The following is a 20,942-nucleotide window of genomic DNA, read 5'->3' on the forward strand; positions in this document are numbered from 1 at the left end:
ACATCTTCAGCAATACGAATGCGATATCACCTGTTACGAATATTGATTTTTGCTGGGTTATGGTTGAATTCATTTTTTGTTCTTGCTCAATTTGATCAAGAGAGATTTGGAAAGAACAGGGTTCAGCACCAGCAATTTGAATGGTACTATTTTACCTCTAATAACTTTGAGGTGTATTACTATGACCGTGGTGGAGCAAATGCAAAAATGGCCATTGAATTTTTGGAGGAAGAGTTTAATAGACTAACCCAAATGATCGGCTATGTGGCCTATACCAAACCAAAGATTTATATCTACAATTCTCCAGAAGAACTATTACAAAGTAATCTTGACCTCAACAAAATGGAATTGTATGAGGAAGGCCAGACTGATTTTAACAGGTTGATTGCTGAAGTTCCCTATAAAGGAGAGGTAGATCAATTTAAGGAAGATATTTTATATGCCACTTCCAAAGTGATCATTCAGGAGATGCTATATGGCTCTTCAGTTTCCGATGCTTTCCAGTCTAATTTAGTCAATGCTTTTCCAGAATGGTATATTGATGGAATTGCCTTATACCTGGCAAAAGGGTGGAGTTTAGAAATGGATGATTTTGTTCGACATTATCTACAAGAGGAGGAAAATCCAAAAATCCTAAAATTAAAGCAACATGAAGCGGCTCTGGTAGGACAATCAATTTGGAACTATATAGCCGAAAGGTATGGGCGAAGGTACATTTCCAGTATTTTGAATCTTTCAAGAATCAATAGAAATGAGGAAAATAGTATCGCAAATACGGTAGGTCTGAATTATGATACTTTTACTTCCGAATGGATCAAATATTATAAGACCATCAATGAGCAGGTATTTACCAATTTTAAAGATGTAGACCTATCAAATGCAGTAGCCTCTACTTCACCCAGAGTAATTGGAAACATCAGTGATATTAAATTTAGCCCGGATGGTCTAAATGTCGCTTATGTGATCAATAATGGTGGTCGGTATAAAGTCCAGATTAGGGAAGTGAGTTCTGGGAATGAACGGACCTTGTTACAGGGAGGGGCCGTTTACAAAGACCAGACACCCAATTTAATTTCCCCAGTAATTGCTTGGAAAGATTCCGCAAATCTTGCTATTGCCTCATTTAAAAGAGGCTTTACCACCTTGAGATTAAGATCAATTGATGGTAGTAGTCAAGATAAAATATTCCTGAGAAACATCACTCAGATCTTGAGTTTGGATTTCAATGAATCGGGGAGGAATATGGTGCTTTCGGCCATTTCTAATGGGAAATCCGATATCTATACCCTAAATACAAGGGGGGCAGGTAAAAGGTTGACCAATGATATTTTTGATGAGCTGACGCCTACATTTTTAAATGATTCCACGATCATCTATTCTACCAATTACACTGAATTATCCGATTCAGTAGATGTGAAGGAAATAGATTTGAGTAGTTTGCCAAATGCATATAATCTGTATCTCATGGAAGTTGGAGATACCATCGTGACTAGAAAGCTTACCAATACCAATAGCAAAAACATCCTTCCGAGAAAATTGAATGGTAATAATGTGGTGTTTTTGAGTGACCTCAGTGGGATCAATAATTTGATGAGATTGGGTGTTGGATCCCAAGTAGCCAATCAAATTTCTGGATTCAACAAGAGTATTGAAGTATTTGATGTGAGCAGTAGAATGAGCAAGATTGCCTACGCAGTGAGAGATGGAAGAGAGGTATTCTTAAAGATTGAAAATTATTCCAGTGCCGATCAGTTTACTCCAAGCACTCCAAGAATCCAATTAGAGCAGGCCAAATCGCTGAACGAGCGAATTGCAGCCAGAAGATTATTGGAAGAGAAAGCGGAGGCACCGCTGGAAGAAAAACCCGCATTGGAATTGCCTGTTGCGAAGGATACGGTAACTGTCAAGGTAGATACTACACAAAAAAACACCGCTACTTCAATCAACTTGGATAGACTTCGATTTGAATCGAGGAATGGTATCAATACAGAGAATTATACATTTGATTCGCTTCCTAGCCCGACGATTGCCAATGAGAGAACAGGGTCTGAAGGGAGAGATAACAAGATTAGTTTATTGGAAACCTTTAGAAAGCAGAGCTTGCAGAAAAGGGTTTCTGGGCCAAGACGAATGGAGCCCCAGTTTTTGACAAATAGTATCAATACAAGGTTTGTTGTAGATCCCTTGAGAGGTTTTGGGATCAGTTTTACAGGTAGAATGACTGATCTTTTGGATAACCATAAGTTCTATGCGGGAGTGATGACTACCTTGGATTTTAGATCTGGGGGAGACATTTTCTTCGAATATGAATACTTAAAAAGCAGAATTGATTTCAAAGGAAGGTTTGATCGAAAAACCATTCGAATTTCCGAAGGAGATATAACTTTCCAAAAGTATGTACTTACCAAGGTAGAAGCAGGGTTTTCTTATCCATTCAATATCAATGCAAGATTTACCCTCGCTCCATTTGTTGCCAAAACTCAGTATTTTAACTTGAATTCTGACTCTTTGATTCTTGGGCAAAATCCTGATCAAAATCGGTTTGATGTAAATTATATTGGTGGAAAGGCCGAATTTGTCTTTGATAAGACCGAGCCTATTGGTTTGTATTCTCAGGCTGGATTTAAAGGCAAAATAGGATACATGCAATACCAATCCTTAAATAAGTCTTCCCGCTCATTTGGTAATTTTTATTTGGATTTAAGGAATTATCAAAGAATTCACAAAAACATTGTACTTGCCTCCAAATTATATGCAGGATCCTTTATGGGGAATAATCCCCAAACCTATATTGTGGGAGGAATGGATAATTGGTTGTTCAATGAATTTTACAGACCTCCTTCCAATAGGCCAGAAGCTTCTCCAATCAGAAACCCTGCTGGGGTAGAAAATTCCAATATTTTGTTTGCAGACTTTGTGGATTTAAGAGGGTATGATTACGATGAAATCAGAGGCAGGAATGTGATATCATTTACTACTGAGCTAAGAGTACCTATTTTCTCCTACTTAACAAGAGGAAATATTACTTCCAATTTCATCAGGAATTTCCAATTAGTCGGGTTCTATGATATAGCTTCAGCTTGGAATGATGCCGCTCCTTGGGAAAAAGTAAATGATCAAAATACTGAAGTAATTAATACAGAAGGCTCTCCTTTTACCATCACGTTAAATAATTTCAACAATCCATGGCTTCAGAGTTATGGTGCTGGGCTCCGTACCGTTTTGCTGAATTACTATGTGAAATTTGATGTAGCACAACCAGTTCGAAATTATAAAAACGAAGATCTAAAGTTCTATGTAACTTTGGGCATTAATTTCTAATCATCAACATCAATTATGATCAAATCGATGACCGGCTTTGGAAATGCCGGATTCGAGAATGAGAAGGTTATGATCCACGTGGAGGTCAAATCTCTCAACTCAAAATTTTTGGACCTTTCCATTCGAAGTCCAAGACAGTTTTCAGATAAAGAACATGAAATAAGAAACCTGGTACAGGGAGTTTTGGATCGTGGAAAAGTAAGCGTGTCTGTTGAGTTTTTATCTAAAAGCTCAAAAGAATTACCGGTTTCTATCAACGAGGAACTTTTTGAGACCTTCTATGGAAAGTTTAAAGCCATGGCTCAATCTGTGGGTGATAATTCTCAGGATATATTCAAATTGGCCCTCCAAGCTCCTAATGTCATCAATAACCTGACGACGGAAGATAAAGACGAGGCGCAAGAGTGGGAGCATGTAAAGGCGGTGTTAGCAGATGCATTGAAAAACTGTGATGACTTCAGAAAAGATGAGGGTAGTTCCTTGCAAGAAAAACTGCAAGGAAATCTTGAAAATATTGCGCTAAACTTATCCCATATTATCAATGAGGAAGGGCAGCGAAAGGAAAAGATCAAACAGAAGATCAGAAATCATTTCAACGAGTGGTTAGACGAAAATTCCTTTGATGCCAACCGGTTTGAGCAGGAACTCATTTATTATTTTGAAAAACTAGATATTACAGAAGAACTGGTCCGTTTAGATACACACCTGAAGTATTTTTCCAAAATCATGTTAGAAGAGAAAAATCAAGGTAAAAAACTGGGATTTATTAGCCAGGAGATCGGAAGGGAAATCAATACCATTGGTTCAAAGGCCAATGATGCTGGGATTCAAAAATACGTGATTTTAATGAAGGATGAGCTTGAGAAAATAAAAGAGCAATCCATGAATGTATTATAAAAAAGGGGCTGTAAAGCCCCTTTTTTATGGTTGATTTTTTCGAATTACCCTGCCATTGGAAATACCGGTTAATTCCCCCTCACTCACCTCCATTTTTCCATTGACAATAACATACTCAATTCCTTCCGGATATTGATGGGGTTCTGTAAATGTGGATTGATCAATTACGGTTTTAGGATTGAAAATCGTGATGTCTGCAAAATACCCTTCTTTGATAACCCCTCTATTTTTTAACCCTAAACGGTTTGCTGAAAGACCTGTCATTTTGTGAATTGCTTCTGGAAGCGAAAGCACCTTTAATTCCCTTACATAATGTCCGAGAATCCTAGGAAAGGTTCCATAGGCTCTTGGATGAGGATGTCCATCCCCAGGAGATGATAGTCTTCCATCTGACCCAACCATGGTCATAGGATGTTTCATGATTTTTTCCACATCCTTTTCGTCCATGGCATGGTAAATAGTCCCGGTGCCACCATTCAATTGTGCCTGAATCACTAACTCTGCCCCATTATCCATGGAAGGTTCCATCCCTTCCATTTCTAACCAATCCTGAAGCGTTTTTCCTTCTAATTCCTTTTTCCAAGATACTCTTGAGAACTGTATCCTTCTTAGGTCACTTCCTCCTCGGTCATTCAGGATATTGAAGATAATTCCTGCTTTGATACTATCTTTTAACACAGGGTCTGCGACTCTGGTTTCGAATTCATTTCCTTCCAACGCCCAACTAGGTATCAAAATGCTAATTCCTGTGTGACTTGCCGCATAAGGGTATTGGTCCATCATGATGTCCAGGCCAACTTTTCTGGCTGAGTCCACCATGGCAAGGGTCTTGGAGCTTTGGCCCCACATTTTTACTCCAATAGCTTTATGGTGAGTTAAAACCACCGGGATGGAGGCCTCTCGTGAAATGACCAAAGCTTCTTTTACTGCATCAATTAACCCTAACCCCTCTTCCCTTAAATGTGAGGTATAGATTCCGCTTTTTGCACTTGCCATCTTAGATAACTCAACGACTTCCTCCAGTTCAGAAAAAGTACCAGGCAAATATTTTAAACCGGTAGAAATTCCAAATGCTCCGGCATCCATCCCCTCATTTACATAAGATTTCATCAGGTTTAGTTCTTCCTCGGTGGGCTTTCTGTCCTCCATTCCCATTACCTGCTTTCTAAGGGTGTTATGTCCAACCAGAAACCCGACATTAATACCAAGCCCTATGTGATCCAAACTGTCTAAATAGCTATCAAACGGCCAGGGACCACCCCCATCTGGACCTCCCAAAGCGAAAGTAGCTCCTTGTCTTAAGAGGCTTTCAGCCATAGGTAGCTCCATCAAAGGCTCTAAATGAGTATGCATATCGATAAAGCCAGGGGAAATTGCAAGGCCAGTAGCATCGATTACCACTGCAGATTTAGCATTTTCTAAATCTCCAATGGCAACAATTTTATCTCCCACTATACCGATATCCCCAGTAAAAGGACCAGTGCCTTGTCCATCGTAAATCTCCCCATTGATCAGTAGCAGGTCATATTTTTGAGTACAGGAAAACAGGAGAAGAATCATCAAGAGGAATACATAGTTCTTCATAACTGGTGCAGTTTGGTGGTTCATTTTGTGAAGAATCAATTTATAGATAAAAAAAGAAAGCCTACACTTTTGGTGTAAGCTTTCTCGGGGTTTAAATAATTCTTTAATTAAGTCTGAATTTGATGGGGATAGTCATCCTAGATCTTACTGCTTTTCCATTTATTCTGCCAGGATTCCAGTTTGGGGAATTTTTTATAACCTCCATTGCTACCTCATCACATCCCCCTCCAATTGTCCGAACAAGTTCCACATCTTGAATGCTTCCATCGGTATTGACGACAAATCGAACAATTGCTGTCCCTTCGATGCCCATTCTTCTGGCTTGGGTGGGGTATTTTAAATTATTTTTCAAATAGACATACCATTGGTCCATCCCCCCTTTAAAAGAAGCTTGCACCTCCACAAAATCATTGATGACATCTGGGTCTTCGACTACGGGAGGACCTTCAAATTCAATTTCCGTTGGGGCAGGTTCTTGTTCTAGGCTAAAATCAATGACAGCATCCAACTTTTCTATGATAACTTCATCAGGAACCAATTCGATTTCTGGTTGCTGTATAACCGGAGGGGGAGTAGGAGGTGTTTGGACCGTATTGGGGATATCCAACAAATCCCAAGTGTTGTCTTCCGTACCAAGAGACTTTATTTCGAAATCCTCATAAGCCTTCCATTCGAAGGCCACCAAAACTGCCGCTACGCTGAGCATTAATCCCAGATTAAAAATCATCCCGGACATTTTTCGTATGTCCGCTTTAGGGGTCTTTTTGTTTTCCATGGCTTGTTTTTGTTTAGGTAAAAATTAATACCTAAGAATTTAACCCATTGAAAAGCAGGAAGCTAGCTGGATAACAAAAATTAACTAAATCAAAAGGTGAAAAAATGTGAACAAAAAAAAGACCCGATTGCTCGGGTCTCTTATTTTTTAGCTCAGTTTAAATCTGATTGGAAGTCTCATTCTAGTACGAACTGGTCTACCTCTTTGTTTACCTGGTTCCCACTTAGGAGCTGCAGATACTACTCTAACTGCTTCTTCGTCACAACCTCCACCGATACCTCTCAAAACATCAACGTCTTGAATAGATCCATCAGTGTTTACAACGAATACCACAATTACAGTACCCTCAATACCCATTCTTCTCGCTTGAGTAGGGTATTTCAAGTTTTTACTAAGGTATTGATTCCAACCTGACATTCCACCTGGAGGATTTGGTTGAGTTTCCACTACGTCAAAGATTTCGTCAGCTTTCTCCTCTACTGGAGCTTCTGCAATTACTACTTCTTTGATGACAGTTTCTTCTTTCACATCCACATCAAAGTTTACTTCGATTTTTTCTTCGATTTCAACTTCATCAGGGATTTCCTCAATGATTGGCTGTTCTACTGGTGGTGGTGGTGGCGGTGGCTGCTCGGTGATTGGAATATCAATCAGCTCTTCGAAATTGTCAGTCACCTGGCCAAGGTCCTTAAGAGCACCTTCGTCGAATGACTTCCATTCAAATGCAGCAAGAGTAGCGCCAACAGCCAACGCTAAACCTAAGTTCAGGAACATTCCTGACTTTTTGGTTAGATCAGCCTTCGGAGTCTTTTTTGCTTCCATGGTGAATTGGTTTATACAGGTTAATTTTTTTCTATTTTAGAATAACAAGTCTAAGTATTTAGGACGATTATTCCAAGTTGTTTTTTACGACTGACAGCTTAAAATATGCAAAGAATCCTGCGATTCCACCTATCTCATTCACTGCCATGTCTATATAATCATACGTACGAAAGGGGATGAATTGTTGCAGATACTCCAAAATGATTCCGGCTAATACCCCGAAAATCAAATAGTTAATGAGTAATCTTTTACTTAAAACTCCTCTTTCATGAGGCTTTATTCCCACTCCACACCACAGAAAACTTAGTAAACTGAAGCAAATAAAGTGAATAAATTTATCTTGGAAATCGAACGCATCTACCTCAGGAAATTTATCTCCGGGAGTCAGCATTGCGATTGAAATGGTGATTAGCCAAGCTAAACTCAAGAATAATCTCAAAAGTCAACGAATTAGGCTCCTACTAATTCTGCATATTCATCTGCAGAAAGAAGGCTAGGAAGTTCACCGGAAATTTTCACCTTGACCATCCATCCGTCTCCATAGGGATCAGAATTTACTAATTCCGGTTCATCGGCAAGTTTTTCGTTTAGTTCAGTTACTTCACCAGCAACAGGCATAAACAAATCAGATACAGTTTTTACTGCTTCTACGGTTCCGAATACTTCTTCCGCTTCCAACGTTTCGCCAACTGTTTCAACTTCCACATAAACGATATCACCTAATTCTGACTGTGCAAAATCAGTAACTCCTATAGTAGCAATATCACCTTCGATTTTCACCCACTCGTGGTCTTTTGTGTACTTTAATTCTTGTGGAATATTCATAATTGAAATTTTTTGTAAAGAGTCCCAAAATTAAAAGGAATCGCGCTAAATAAAATCTATTGTGACAAATTAAATCTTAATTGTCCGCCAAATGCTGTAGAAGATCTTCTATAGGCAGTAGTAACCCTCGGGTCATTAATCGTTCTATCAAAATAAAGAGTCACACTTAGGTTTTGATTGATCAAATAACCAATCGTTGGCCTGATCTGAATATTTAAGTTACCGTTGGTGATGGTGCTACCTTCTTCAATTTTCCTCTGAACTTGTCTGGTATCTACCACTTTGGTGTCCAACCTGAAAGTCAGGTCATTTTTAAGTATTTTCTGCTGCCCCTGAATTTTGAAAGGTATTTTTACTCCTGCTTTGGTATAGCCTATGTTGATTCCAAAATCATTGCTTCTTTGCTCAGTCACTTGGGCGTTTGAAAAGTTTAATCCCAAGCTTCTTTCTTTATTGTATTGGACCGCAATATTCAATCGATCTTTGGTCAATAAGTCTACGCCGATCAATGGTGAAAAACGTTCTGCCATGACTACCTGATTTAATACATAGATAGGAATAAATTGGCCCTCGTCATTGGTTACATCAGGTCTCGGTATTCTTTGTAAGTTATTATAAAGCTCTAATCCTTCTTGGTATTGGAGAGAGTTGGAGAAATTACTGGCATCATAGGTAGAGGTGTATCCATGCAAAATATTGATGCTGCTAAATATCTCACTTAGTCCTTTGAGTCTGGAAAGACCTCTATACTCAAGTCTCCAGTTGGGCAATGGAGTTTTTGGGAAAGGATTCAATTTCATGTCAGAGGCGTTCTTTCCCCGATAGGCAGCTAAGAAGGCAGGTATTAATACATCTTGCCCATTGATGGAATATTCTCCTCCCGATGGATTTTCGCTATCCAACCTGCTTTTTACAATCGCACGATTATTTTCAAAATCTGTAAAAAGTGGGGAATTGTTTTCAAAATCGTCTCTTGAGAAAGAGGTCCCAAGCATGATCGTAGTAATACTGTAGGAACCTAATCGATTTGGACTAATTGAAACATATTCTCCGGGGTTATCCTCTGAATTTCTAAATATCTCTTGATAGTTTCCAGTCTCTCTTTTGGTGGCTGTCAACGTGATCCTAAAATCCTGGAAGGGTTCAATTAAACTACCCAACCTCAAATTCATAGCCCGGTTTTGGGAGAAAGGTTGCGTGAGTTCCGAACTTGGAGCCATGTATCCTGCACTGGCTAACCTGTAGCGGATAGCTGGATCTTGGCTACCAAAAAGGAAAGCTAATCCTGGATTTTCAAAAGCGCGGTCCATTCCCAATAACCCGGTGTTTGGTAAATAACCCGGTAAGAAAGTACCTTGGATCACTCCATAATTAAAAGTGATTTCCTTCACCATCATCAGCATTTTGAGAACCTTATTACTAAATGGTGTTCCGATGGTATCCTCCGCTTCTACAGAGCTCCTTCCTGGTATGGTTGGTCGCTTTGGAGCATTCAAAGCTGCTAACTTTTTATTTTTGTTGTAAAGCTTAATCAAGTCTAGCTTACCATTGATGGACTGATCCCTGGTGTTTTGAATCACATTTCCCAAGGTATCCTTTTGACCGATCGCTCCAGTCTGCCAGGTATAATTGGCGGTGTATTTGTAATCTGCCCTGATCCAATCCAAAATAGGAGTCTTGTCAAAAGGAATCGTATAGTTCAGGTTAATCGTTTGGTTGTAGTTAGTTCTTCGGCCAAATCTCCAGAAATTACTTTTTACAGAATCTTGCTTTGCTTCAGAATCCAAGTCACCTTCCGGTTCATCGATTACGGCCATCACCCTGGCAGAATAATCTACTCTAAGGTTCCTAGTGAGGTCCCAGTTGACCGTATAGAATCTGTTCATGAAATAGCTTTTTTGGAAAAGCGGGTCCACTCCAGAGGTACTCAATTGATCGTTTCTATATTGAGATCTTAGGAATCTTCGGTCTATATCCAATCTCGCTAGAAGAAGGGTAGGGGCTAAATTCAGATTGAAGTCTTTAATTAATCTCAAATGAGGAGATTCCAACCAGGTGCTGTTTTTAAATGGCTCAATCACCAAAGGTTTTGGCTGAAAGCTATAAGTAATATTTCCTTTATAGGTCTTAAAGGTGTAATCCTGGATTTGGGCATTGGTCTGTTTTACAGTTCCATAAGCATAGGAAAATGAGAAGTTACTCAGGTCATAGAACCTACTTACAGATTCAGGATCCGTCTTAATTTTCCGGACATTGTTAAAGCTTATGTTCTTTCTATTTAACTGATCCAAAGCGATGCTTCTATAAGCATCACGTTCCGCATCCGTTTCAAATTTACCCAATGCCACCTCAAAAGGCACGTCAGGGTTTAAAGGATCATATTCTGGTCTTGTAGATGAATTTTCCACACTAAAATACATAGGGATGCTTACCCCCAATTGGGCAGGAAGTAATTTATGCACATCTATGTTGGTAGAAATATCATACTGGGTAGTAGATTGTCTAGATCTTTCAGAAAGTCTCGTTTCCAAACCTCCAAAGCCTATAGAATTATGTCTAATTGAAGCGGACACCACGGCAACATCTGCAATCTTTGCATTCAATAATGCATTTGCGGCCCATCCATTTGATTTTGTGAATCCGGTCACGCGAAGTTCATTGGCCCATACGCAAATACTCTTGCTTGCACCACCCGATACACCCGGATTTCTGACCCCTATCATCATACCTTGAATCAAACTTAACTCAGGTCTTCCCACTACAGTTACTTTGTATTGGTCCACCTGGATCGTATAGGGTATGTTTAATGGAGACTGACTATTATCTCTTTCCACTTTAGCGCCGACAATATCCTGAATGGCAATGTCTATTTCATTTTCCAATGGCCAAATTTGTCGAGGGTCCCTCGTTCCCTTAGGGGTAATGGTTAGAGGAACTTCTATTTCATAATAGTTGTCGGTGTAGTCTGTTCCAAGTCTTAAGAATCCGGTAAATTCTCCATCCAATGCATCTTCGCTATCAGCATGGAAGAACATTTTGATTCTTTCAAATTGCACCAAATCCTGCGTAATGTTTCTGAAAACTGCTCTGGCATCTTTTGCAGGTAAATCTTCCACACAGATTCTTAAAGATTGCTCGTTCAATCTTCTTTCTACCGTGGACGTGTTATCTCGATCTCTGTTAATTCCAGGAGGTAATACATAAGGACTTTGAGTGGCACTTCCTTGACTGTTTTCCTCAATGCCTACCACATCGACAGTTACATTGGATACATCTGGCTCAGGAATTTCAAATAACCCTCTTTCGAAAAGAGATTCTTGGAATACCCTCCATTGACTACCAATCATTCGGAAATTGGCCATCCTCAATACCACCGGCTGTTCAAAATCAGTCAAATAGGTTCTCATCCAACGGATGGATTTAAAACCGGTAATATCTCCTTGAACCCGATCAGGTTGTCTTACTGGAATTCTGAATAAATACCAATCAACATTCTCTCCTCCCTCATTATGAGTCACCTTATCCACGATGTAGTTTTGCCCTACTACCAGATTACCAGGTCTTAAGTCAATCTCGTATTCATAATAATTTTCGAGTTCATTGATGGTATTATCGGTATTTAGGTCTTCATTATCAGGGGTGTTGGAACCAGATGGGGTATAGGGAAGGTTTTGGCTGGCAGTCACCGGAGTATTTCCTTCCATTCCATTAAACTTCTTATATCGTTCCAGAATCTTGACATTGTTCTGATCAAATTGTTCGTCTAGATAGTATTGGAATAAATCTGCAGATACATCTTGATTAATTCTATTCCTCGCTTCTTGGGAGACACTTAAACGATCCAAGAATCTAGATTGGAAAAATCCAGCCTCATCAGAGTTTTTCAGACCATCTAGTCCCACATCTTGGTTTTCCCTGGAGGATTCTGAGTTGTCAAAAGCAGGAAGAAGGTATTGTTCCCGGGTGATTCGCCCCCATTCATTGGAGGAGGTTTTGGAAGGATCTCCGTCTGCAGGAAGTCCATTTTCAAAAGCATGGCGACCATCTTTCATCACATCTTCTGAGATGTCTCCTAAATTCAGAAATAGCTTTCCGCCTGTGGTGTTGTTTTCATTGAATATCCCATCCAGGACACGCCCATTTTCGCCCTCAATAAATGGATCTAGCATCCAGAATTCGACGTACTCGATATTGGTCCGGTCAAAGTCTACCTCAGTAGTAATTGCTCTGGTTACTCCGCCATAGTTTTTCTCCGGGTCTGGAAGTAATCCATCAAATGTCAAATTAGGATTATAGTTGTACATTCCTCGCTCACTTGGGAAATAGGCAAGTTCAAATAGAGGCTCAGGAGTAATAATTACCGTCCGGTCTTGCTGCGGGAAAATTTCTTGCGGGACTACCCGGCGGACGTAATGATTTCGACGATCTTCCCTTGATATGTTGGAGGGTACACCTGGGCCACTTTCCCGATAGAAGATGTTATCAATATTATACCAAGCAAGTCGGGCTCTTCTATAAGTTGCCCCTAATAAATCTTCCGTTTGATCGCTCAGATCAAATCGATTATCATCAGTTTGTGGGGTAGAGGCTAATTTCCAGTTTTGGTTGGCCGCACCCCCTAGATTAAATGGGGTAACTGCTGCCTCAAAATCATCTATGTAGGAGGCCTGGTCTCCATCTACTTGATTGGAAGTCCCAGGGATTAAATGGGCAAACTCTCCACTAAAATTGACTAAAGAAGTCTCTTTGGTATCCGTAAAAGGAAGTGCATCTGCCATTTTCGTAAGCCAACGGGATTCATCCGAGAATCTGGCATCTAAACCCCAAAGGCTATTTCTTAAGGTTTCATTTCCAGTGGCAATCCTGGTGACATTAGGCCGTTCATTTAAATACAAGAAAGTGCCTCCTAAGTTGAATTTGTCACTGAACACATAGTCCAACCGAGTACCCAATAGGCTTCGCGTCTGGAAGGATACCAAATCTGCCTTTTCAAAACTGATGGATATTTGCTTTCCAGATTGTAAGATCGCGTCATTGATGATCACCACACGGCCTACATTGTAATCTACAGTAAAATCTACCCCTTCGGTCAAGGGGATATTTCCTGCCTGAACTATCACAGAGCCAGGTGAAATATTTAAGCCTGGGAGTTGGATTTCTGAAGCAGAACCTGCTGTTAAACGTCCTTTGATAAAATACTTATTGAGTCGGGTTACTAATTCTGCATCAGCTTGGGTTGTCTGATACAAGGTATCATAGACGTATTTGTCTTTGAGTACTATTTCTGTGTCCAGAAAGTATTTCTCAAGGTTGGAGCCGAAAGGTTCAAGTACAGGAAATATAAGTAAACCTCGATCTGGAAGAATGGTCAATCCTTCTACAAAGTCAAAATTTCCATCTGGGGCAGGGTCATTTTGAGGATTTAAATTATCCAAGCCTGTTAGCTTGATCAAAGGAACGTCTTTTACATTTTCACCTTCTAGAAGAGAGGGGTTGTCTAAACCGGTTCTATCATCACGGTAAATCACTTGAAGTTGGAACCCATCTCTTAAAAGTTGATTCGCATTTAAGTTATAGACGTTTTTCATCATCAAATCCCAAGAGGGAACCCTTGGATTGATTCTGGCTGGCCGTAATAGCTTCAAGAAAATCAATTCATCCTCCTGACGATTTTGATAGTCCTCTGTTAATTCACCGACCTTATACACCTGACCATTGTAAGTGTATTCATAAGAAACAGCTAGTACTTCATCGTTTTGAAGTTTTCGGAAGAGTGAGAGATAACCCAGTTGAGGGTTGAAATAATATTCGGTTGGACTCAGTTTTCTGGATCCATTGATCTGTTCAAAGTCAACCCCTTTTCTAATATTTAGACTTGATTCCATTGCCCGTGCACCGGTATCAAATGGCCTGAAGGCAGGGTTATTCGCTATATTATTAAAAAGGTTATTGGAACCATTACTGGCAGGTGCGCCTGGAGTTCCAGGTCCAATGGCAGGGTTGGATGGGTTTAATAAGGTTTGTCCTTCTCCCAAATCCATGAATGCTGCAAAATTCCTTAGCGTTTCGGTATTGGAAGCCCTGTTCATGATGTAAACTTCAATTCTGGTAACGTTTACGCCAGAAAGCACTTGAGGAAGTCCTCGAAGCCATCTTTCGTAATTGTCCCTAAAGAAATGAGCTAAGAAAAAGTGCCTGTTTTCATCATACTTAGAAGCTTGAATGTCAAAAGACCTTCCTTGACCATTGGCATCAATGATTAACTGGTCTCTTCTACCTCGTTGGGTGGAGGCAACCGCTGTGACACCCAATTTTCCAAATTGCATTTGAGTTTTGACCCCAAATAAATTTTGGGCTCCCTGGATCAATCGGTTCTGAACAGGCATGCTCACATTACCTATTTCAATGGATTTAATGATGTCTTCTTGGAAGCCTGTATATTCCAACTTCAGTTGATTTTGGAAGTCAAAGGAATTATTGGAATCGAAATTGGCCCCAATTTTCATTTTTTCTCCAAGGGAACCATTGACAGCCATTTGGATCTGTTGATCAAAATTAAATCCTCCATTTTGCTGTTGTCGGATTGGTAGGGTAGGGTTGTCTATCCTTCTGAAAATTGCCCCAAAATCCAAATTGACATATCCTGTAGGAACAATGTTGATTTCACTTCCTCCGAATATTCTATCAAATGAGGGGCTCACAGTCAATGGAGGGATTAACCCACGGCCTTCCACGGCACTTTCTCCATCTCCACCTCTGGATCTACTTCTCCAATAATCTTGTCTTACTTTGTATTCCTGAATTTTTGAGAATTCTTCAAAATCATATTCTTGTTCATTTCCTACCCTGGTGCTGTCTAGCTCTTCCACGATATTATATCTCAAGGTAGAGTCTACTAAAACCTGAACATTTTGATTGGTAAGTGGAGTAGGTAAAAAAGGAGATTCAGGTCTTAAGAAAGGGTTTCGGTAGGGGTATAGAGGACTCGTCCTCATATTTTGCCAAAGCAAAAATGAGGGAGCCATTCTCCTATAGTTAAGAGAATCGATTCGCGTTTGGAGGCTATCGGATACGGTTTGTTGAGCCTGGGAAGTAGAAAAGGCCAGAATAAACCCAAACAGGATGAAGTATTTGGGCAAACCACCGAAATACCTCCTCCTGCAAAAAGTCAGTAACTTCCGAAAGTTCAATGCAGCTTCAAATTATGGTGTCTTTAAAGATGCTTTAATTAATTCTTCTAAAGAAATTTCTCCAGTGGTTTTTTTCAATACAGCAGCGATGTTTTTTTCAGCGGCTGTTTTTGGGAAACCAAGAGTAATTAAGGCTTTTAACGCTTCTTCTCGAACTTTATTGTCAGATCTTAAAAATCCAGTTTGGGAAGCAGAAGCATCTGAGCCCACATCCTTTCCTATTTTATCTTTCAACTCCAATATGATGCGTTGGGCAGTCTTAGCCCCAATGCCCTTGACATGCTGGATGGTAGCCACATCTCCAGAAAGAATTGCATGTTCAATTTCTTTGGTATTTAAAGAAGATAAGATCATTAAGCCCGTATTAGGACCTACACCATTGATGGAGATCAATAATAGGAAGAGCCTTTTTTCTGCCTCTTCCTTAAACCCATACAAGGTATGGGCATCTTCTTTTATATGGAGATAGGTGAGGAGCTTGATTTGCTCCTCATCCTTAATGGCACTGTATGTTTGTAATGATATTTTGACATGGTATCCAATCCCTCCAATGTCAATGAGTACATAGGTAGGATCTTTAAATACCAGCCGCCCGTTAAGATAGTCTATCATGATTTTCCATTGGATTGAGCATCTACAACGGCTACCGCTACCATATTTACAATTTCGCGAATGGAACTACCTAATTGGAGTATATGAACAGGCTTGTTCATTCCCAAAAGAATTGGGCCAATAGCTTCGGAATTTCCTAATTCAGCCAAAAGTTTGTAGGCAATATTTCCCGAACTTAAATCAGGGAAAATTAAGGTGTTCGCCTTTTTGTTGATCAATTTAGAGAATGGATACATCTCCTTTTGTATTTCATCATTCAGGGCCACATTGGCTTGCATTTCTCCTTCAATAATCAAGTCAGGATATTTTTCCTTGGCCATGGCTGTTGCCTTAGCCATTTTATCAGGAATATCTCCTTTGGCAGAACCAAAATTGGAATAAGAAAGCACGGCAATTCTTGGTTCAATGTTAAAGAACTTCACTGCCTCAGCGGTCAAGCCTATTATTTCTACCAATTCTTCAGCAGTTGGATTCAAGTTAACCGTGGCGTCAGAAAAGAAATAAGGTCCTTTACTCGTGTTCATGATGTACATCCCTGCTACACGCTTAGTGCCTGGTCTGACTCCAATGGTATGTAAGGAAGGAAGGACAGTTTTAGGATAATCTCTGGTAAGACCAGAAATAAATGCATCCGCTAAACCTGTTTCCACCATCATCGCTCCAAAGTAATTTCTTTGAGTGACCAATCTGGAGGCATCGCCATAGGTCATTCCTTTTCTTTGACGTTTTGCAAAAAGGATATCCGCAAACTGAGAAAGTTTTTTACTGTCTTCCATTGGATCAATAATGGTGACATTTTGTAAATCCAATGAGTTTTCCTTGATAAGGGTCAGAATACGTTCTTTATTCCCTAAAAGGATCGGAATGGCAATCTTCTCGTCTTTCAGGATCTGTGCTGCCTTCAGGATTTTTCTGTTGTCCGCTTCAGCAAATACTACTCGTTTAGGATCTTTCTTCGCTCTGGCGATGACCACAGACATTAATCGTTGATCGATGCCTATTCTTTCCTGAAGTTCCAGTTCATAGGCTTCCCAGTCCAAAATTGGGCTTTTAGCCACTCCTGAATCCATTGCCGCTTTAGCAACAGCTGGGGCAATCGTGGTTATGAGACGAGGGTCCAAAGGTTTAGGAATCAAATAAAATCTTCCAAAACCTAGTTTATCTTCCCCATACGCCTTGTTCACGATGTCTGGAACAGGCTCTTTGGCAAGTTTGGCAATAGCATGAGCTGCTGCAAGTTTCATTTCCTCATTAATAGCGGTAGCTCTTACATCGAGTGCTCCTCTAAAAATGTATGGGAAACCTAGGACATTATTTACCTGATTGGGATGATCGGATCTTCCGGTAGCCATAATTAAATCCTCTCTTGCAGCTATGGCAAGGTCATAGGCGATTTCAGGATCTGGATTGGCCAAGGCAAAAACGATCGGATTGGCTGCCATGAGTTTCAATTGGTCCTGGGAAATTACATTTCCGGCAGAAAGTCCCAAAAACACATCTGCTCCAACCAATGCATCGTTGATGGTATAAATATCCCTGTCTGTGGCGAACTCTCTTCTGATATCATCCAAGTCAGGACGATCGGATCTCAAGATTCCTTCGATATCACATAAGACGATATTTTCTTTTTTGATCCCTAGTGTTATGTAAAATCTGGTACAGGAAATGGCTGCAGCACCTGCTCCATTGACCACCAATTTGATATCACTAATATTTTTTTCTACCAGTTCTAATGCATTGAGTAATGCAGCTCCGGAAATAATCGCCGTGCCATGCTGATCGTCATGCATGACCGGGATTTTCATTTCCTTTTTTAACGTCTCCTCAATTTCAAAACATTCTGGTGCCTTGATATCTTCTAGGTTGATTCCCCCAAAAGTTGGCTCCAGAGACTTGATGGTCTGAATTAGTTTTTTAGGATCTTTTTCATTGATTTCAATGTCAAAAACATCAATACCAGCAAACTTCTTGAAAAGAACTCCTTTTCCTTCCATGACTGGTTTGGATGCCTCAGGACCAATATCGCCTAAACCTAATACTGCGGTTCCATTGGAAATTACGCCCACCAAGTTTCCTTTGGCAGTGTATTTATAAACTTTTTCGCTGTCGGTAGCTATTTCTTTACAAGGTTCAGCTACCCCGGGTGAATAAGCCAAAGCCAAATCCATCTGACTGGATAAAGGCTTGGTAGGGATTACCTCAATTTTACCTGCTTTTCCTTGGGTGTGATAATTGAGTGCGTCCTCTTTGCGGATTTTAATTGCCATAAAAGCTCTAAGTTAGTTTGGGTCAGGACCCCTGCTCCTCAGTCCAACTAACATTTGTGTTTAGAAGAATGGTCTCTATTTCACGAAGTGCATCTCTGTGAACCTCATTCGGGTAGAAAACGAAGCCCTCCATGTAATACAGTTTTCCCTTCTTTTCGTCGACCATGATGTACCCAAGATAGGTGCCTCCCATGCTCAAATTATTAGTTTTCCAGGAGCCCCTAATTTCAGTCGTAAAATTATCATTTATAACCATGTTTCGGAAAGCAGGAGGGATTTGTTTTTCTGAAACCATAAAAGAATTTGGGTCCTCAGGATCTCCAAAAATCTCTTGTCTAGTGATTTCATCCCTAAGTTTGACAATATTGGCAGGAAACGTCTGCTCTTCGCTGGTGTAATCAGTTTCATAAAAGAACAGGCTAATGTCTGCTCTATTCGCTGTAGGAGTAGGTTGTCTCAACCAAACGAAACCAGGTTTACTTTTTGCAATTTGATAGGAGGCTGGAACATTTACCTGAATTCCTAAATTCTTTTCCGTTTCTGCGGAAGCAGCTGTATTCTTTCTAGCAAGAATAATTTTCTCTAACCTTCCTCTTTCCCTTACTTCAAACAAGTTGATCAATCTGGCTTTGTTTTTCTTGAGGTTGGCTACCAATTCCTCTTCCGTATTTCCAAAAAGATAAAGTACTTCTTGGCCAATGGCATATTCATCTTCCATTCTCAATGTATAGAGACTTGGGTCTGCTTCCGCTCTTTCTTTAGACTCTTTCGAGAATTGGGAATTGATCACTTGACTAGCGGCCCCTTTATCATCAAATGTGGTAACATAGATTAGATTGGTAGACATTTTAAGGATTCGGGTCATCGCTCTTGGGTCCACCCGATTTACTTTAAACCTTGATTCAGATCTGATCATTCCTGGAAGATCTGCCTCAAAAATATCTCGTAATTCATCTCCAACAGGGCCAGCCCATTTGGCAGAATCGATGACCAAAATTATTTCCCCTATAGTTCCTCTAGCTTTGGGTTTGGTACTGTCAGCACGGTTGGGGTCTCCTTCACAGGCAATAAGCAAAAAGCCTATGCAAAGGATTCCGAATATATATTTTAGAGCGCTCATATTCTGATGAATTTGTGTTAATAAGATACTTGTCAAACCTAAATGTAAGGATTCTGGTTTACTTAAAAATTTAAAAGGAGTTAAAAAAAAGCTTGGCTAAGTAGTTGAACTATTGCTTTTTCAACCAATAATCAGCTTTTGACCAGGTTTGATATTATTACTGTTAAGGTTGTTCAACCTTTTTATTTGGTCTACGGTAAGGCCTGCATGTTTTCTTGAAATGATCCATAGAGAATCACCTGGTTGAACCGTGTAAAGCAACTGACCAGAAGAATTGGTTCTTACTTCAGCCACTGCTGGTGTGCTACTGGAATAAATTGTTAAGTTCTGGCCAACTCTAATTAGGTTTGAATAGAGGCCATTCCATGATTTAATTTGGGTGACGGTAACCCCATGTCTCGAAGCGATTTTACCCAAGACATCACCGGATCTCACTTTGTAAGTGATGGCATTCAACTCTGGTTCTTCTACCAAATCCTCTATTGGTTTTAACATGAACTTACCATTATCTGTCAGATAGGTGGTAGGTGTGTTGTTGAGAGAATCACTCAACCAAGCTAAGTTTTGTTTGACAAAAGAAGCTTTGGCTTTAGGTAGATTGAGGGCAATGCTTTTGTTGACATCAGACACCTTTCCTCTTTTTAGAGATGGGTTTAGAGATTCTAAATCTTTGGTGCAGAGGTCCGTTAATTCAGCCAGTTTTGTTAAGTTAAGAGCTCTGTCAAAACGTATTTTCTCAGTGGCTTGGTAATACGTAGGATCTTCCAAATGAAGATTGTGTTCCTCCAAATGGTTTAAAATGTAAAGCATTGCTTGTACTTGGGGAACATAACTTCTGGTTTCTCTTGGTAAGTAATTGTAAATACCCCAGAAAGTCTTCTTTCCTCCGGATCTTCGAATAGCTCTTCTGACATTTCCTGGCCCGCAATTGTAAGCAGCCATGGCTACTTCCCAATCACCAAACATTCTATACAAGGATTTTAAATATTTGGCTGCGGCTTCAGTGGATTTTTCAGGGTCCATTCTGTCATCTATTTCACTGTTGACATACATGCCATACATTCTACCTGTTGCAGGCATAAATTGCCAAAGTCCAATGGCACCCACTCGGGATCTAATTTGGGGATCGAGTCCTGATTCAATTATTGAAAGGTATTTGATTTCGGATGGCATTTCATGTTTTTTGAGTGTCTCATCAAACATGTCAAAAAACAAATCCTTTCTGGCCAAGACCATACGGGTGTAATCTCTATTTCTAACTGTGAAATATTGGATGAATGAAAAAATTCTGTCATTCAATTCAAAAGGCATTTCGGTATCCATTTTGGATATCCGATCGGCCACCTCATCATAGGTGAAGTCAGGAATGTATTCGTAATGGTAATTGGGAATTACCTCATCTTCAGAAAATGTAGACGCAGCAACAAGTTGATCGTCCTGAGAAAAAGCCTGAGACAAAGGAGTCAAACAAGTAATAATCGCAAGTAAGAATAGATTGTTCCAGTTTTTTTTCATCATTAAAAATTTTC

12 protein-coding genes are annotated in these 20,942 nt (G+C 40.0%); 2 read left to right on the forward strand and 10 right to left on the reverse strand.

The window, feature by feature from the left end:
- Positions 1 to 18: 18 nt before the first annotated feature.
- Together BUR11_RS02010 and BUR11_RS02015 are read left to right on the forward strand one after the other, a co-directional pair.
- Entirely contained in the window at positions 19 to 3,321 is a 3,303-nt protein-coding gene (locus tag BUR11_RS02010) for a biopolymer transporter Tol (RefSeq protein WP_074223161.1), read from the forward strand.
- Between the two features lie 15 nt (positions 3,322 to 3,336).
- Positions 3,337 to 4,218, forward strand: coding sequence for a YicC/YloC family endoribonuclease (locus BUR11_RS02015; protein WP_074223162.1), 882 nt, complete (start codon positions 3,337 to 3,339; stop codon positions 4,216 to 4,218).
- Between the two features lie 24 nt (positions 4,219 to 4,242).
- On the opposite strand, the gene BUR11_RS02020 is transcribed toward BUR11_RS02015, so the two are convergent.
- The 10 genes from BUR11_RS02020 to BUR11_RS02065 form a co-directional block, all read right to left on the reverse strand.
- Positions 4,243 to 5,802, reverse strand: coding sequence for an N-acyl-D-amino-acid deacylase family protein (locus BUR11_RS02020; protein WP_074225069.1), 1,560 nt, complete (start codon positions 5,800 to 5,802; stop codon positions 4,243 to 4,245).
- A 103-nt stretch (positions 5,803 to 5,905) separates the two neighbouring features.
- A complete protein-coding gene (locus tag BUR11_RS02025; protein WP_074223163.1) occupies positions 5,906 to 6,577 on the reverse strand; it encodes an energy transducer TonB in 672 nt (223 codons plus the stop codon).
- 147 nt (positions 6,578 to 6,724) lie between these two features.
- Positions 6,725 to 7,399 carry an energy transducer TonB gene (locus BUR11_RS02030; protein ID WP_074223164.1) on the reverse strand — a complete coding sequence of 225 codons (675 nt, stop codon included), beginning with the start codon at positions 7,397 to 7,399 and terminating at the stop codon, positions 6,725 to 6,727.
- 67 nt (positions 7,400 to 7,466) lie between these two features.
- Positions 7,467 to 7,838, reverse strand: coding sequence for a VanZ family protein (locus tag BUR11_RS02035; RefSeq protein WP_143185803.1), 372 nt, complete (start codon positions 7,836 to 7,838; stop codon positions 7,467 to 7,469).
- Positions 7,839 to 7,849: 11 nt separating this feature from the next.
- Positions 7,850 to 8,224, reverse strand: coding sequence for a glycine cleavage system protein GcvH (gene gcvH / locus BUR11_RS02040; RefSeq protein ID WP_074223166.1), 375 nt, complete (start codon positions 8,222 to 8,224; stop codon positions 7,850 to 7,852).
- 56 nt (positions 8,225 to 8,280) lie between these two features.
- Complete coding sequence (gene sov / locus BUR11_RS02045; protein ID WP_143185804.1) at positions 8,281 to 15,249, reverse strand: T9SS outer membrane translocon Sov/SprA; 6,969 nt, start codon at positions 15,247 to 15,249, stop codon at positions 8,281 to 8,283.
- 177 nt (positions 15,250 to 15,426) lie between these two features.
- The gene (ruvA, locus tag BUR11_RS02050) at positions 15,427 to 16,026 is read right to left on the reverse strand and encodes a Holliday junction branch migration protein RuvA (protein WP_074223167.1); all 600 of its coding nucleotides are present in this window, start codon (positions 16,024 to 16,026) and stop codon (positions 15,427 to 15,429) included.
- A complete protein-coding gene (locus BUR11_RS02055) occupies positions 16,023 to 18,293 on the reverse strand; it encodes an NADP-dependent malic enzyme (protein ID WP_074223168.1) in 2,271 nt (756 codons plus the stop codon). Before BUR11_RS02055 ends, ruvA begins: the two co-directional genes overlap by 4 nt.
- A 22-nt stretch (positions 18,294 to 18,315) precedes the next feature.
- Positions 18,316 to 19,413 (reverse strand): DUF4837 family protein, encoded by a 1,098-nt coding sequence (locus tag BUR11_RS02060; protein ID WP_074223169.1) that lies wholly within the window; start codon positions 19,411 to 19,413, stop codon positions 18,316 to 18,318.
- Positions 19,414 to 19,533: 120 nt separating this feature from the next.
- Positions 19,534 to 20,928 carry a LysM peptidoglycan-binding domain-containing protein gene (locus BUR11_RS02065; protein WP_074225071.1) on the reverse strand — a complete coding sequence of 465 codons (1,395 nt, stop codon included), beginning with the start codon at positions 20,926 to 20,928 and terminating at the stop codon, positions 19,534 to 19,536.
- Between the last annotated feature and the right edge of the window lie 14 nt (positions 20,929 to 20,942).

It is taken from the genome of Algoriphagus halophilus (genome assembly GCF_900129785.1).
Classification (GTDB): domain Bacteria; phylum Bacteroidota; class Bacteroidia; order Cytophagales; family Cyclobacteriaceae; genus Algoriphagus; species Algoriphagus halophilus.

Coding starts and splice junctions, on each gene's coding strand:
- BUR11_RS02010 (WP_074223161.1), top strand. CDS start 19: ATGCGATATCACCTGTTACGAATATTGATTTTTGCTGGGTTATGGTTG.
- BUR11_RS02015 (WP_074223162.1), top strand. CDS start 3,337: ATGATCAAATCGATGACCGGCTTTGGAAATGCCGGATTCGAGAATGAG.
- BUR11_RS02020 (WP_074225069.1), bottom strand. CDS start 5,802: ATGAAGAACTATGTATTCCTCTTGATGATTCTTCTCCTGTTTTCCTGT.
- BUR11_RS02025 (WP_074223163.1), bottom strand. CDS start 6,577: ATGGAAAACAAAAAGACCCCTAAAGCGGACATACGAAAAATGTCCGGG.
- BUR11_RS02030 (WP_074223164.1), bottom strand. CDS start 7,399: ATGGAAGCAAAAAAGACTCCGAAGGCTGATCTAACCAAAAAGTCAGGA.
- gcvH (WP_074223166.1), bottom strand. CDS start 8,224: ATGAATATTCCACAAGAATTAAAGTACACAAAAGACCACGAGTGGGTG.
- sov (WP_143185804.1), bottom strand. CDS start 15,249: ATGGCTCCCTCATTTTTGCTTTGGCAAAATATGAGGACGAGTCCTCTA.
- ruvA (WP_074223167.1), bottom strand. CDS start 16,026: ATGATAGACTATCTTAACGGGCGGCTGGTATTTAAAGATCCTACCTAT.
- BUR11_RS02055 (WP_074223168.1), bottom strand. CDS start 18,293: ATGGCAATTAAAATCCGCAAAGAGGACGCACTCAATTATCACACCCAA.
- BUR11_RS02060 (WP_074223169.1), bottom strand. CDS start 19,413: ATGAGCGCTCTAAAATATATATTCGGAATCCTTTGCATAGGCTTTTTG.
- BUR11_RS02065 (WP_074225071.1), bottom strand. CDS start 20,928: ATGAAAAAAAACTGGAACAATCTATTCTTACTTGCGATTATTACTTGT.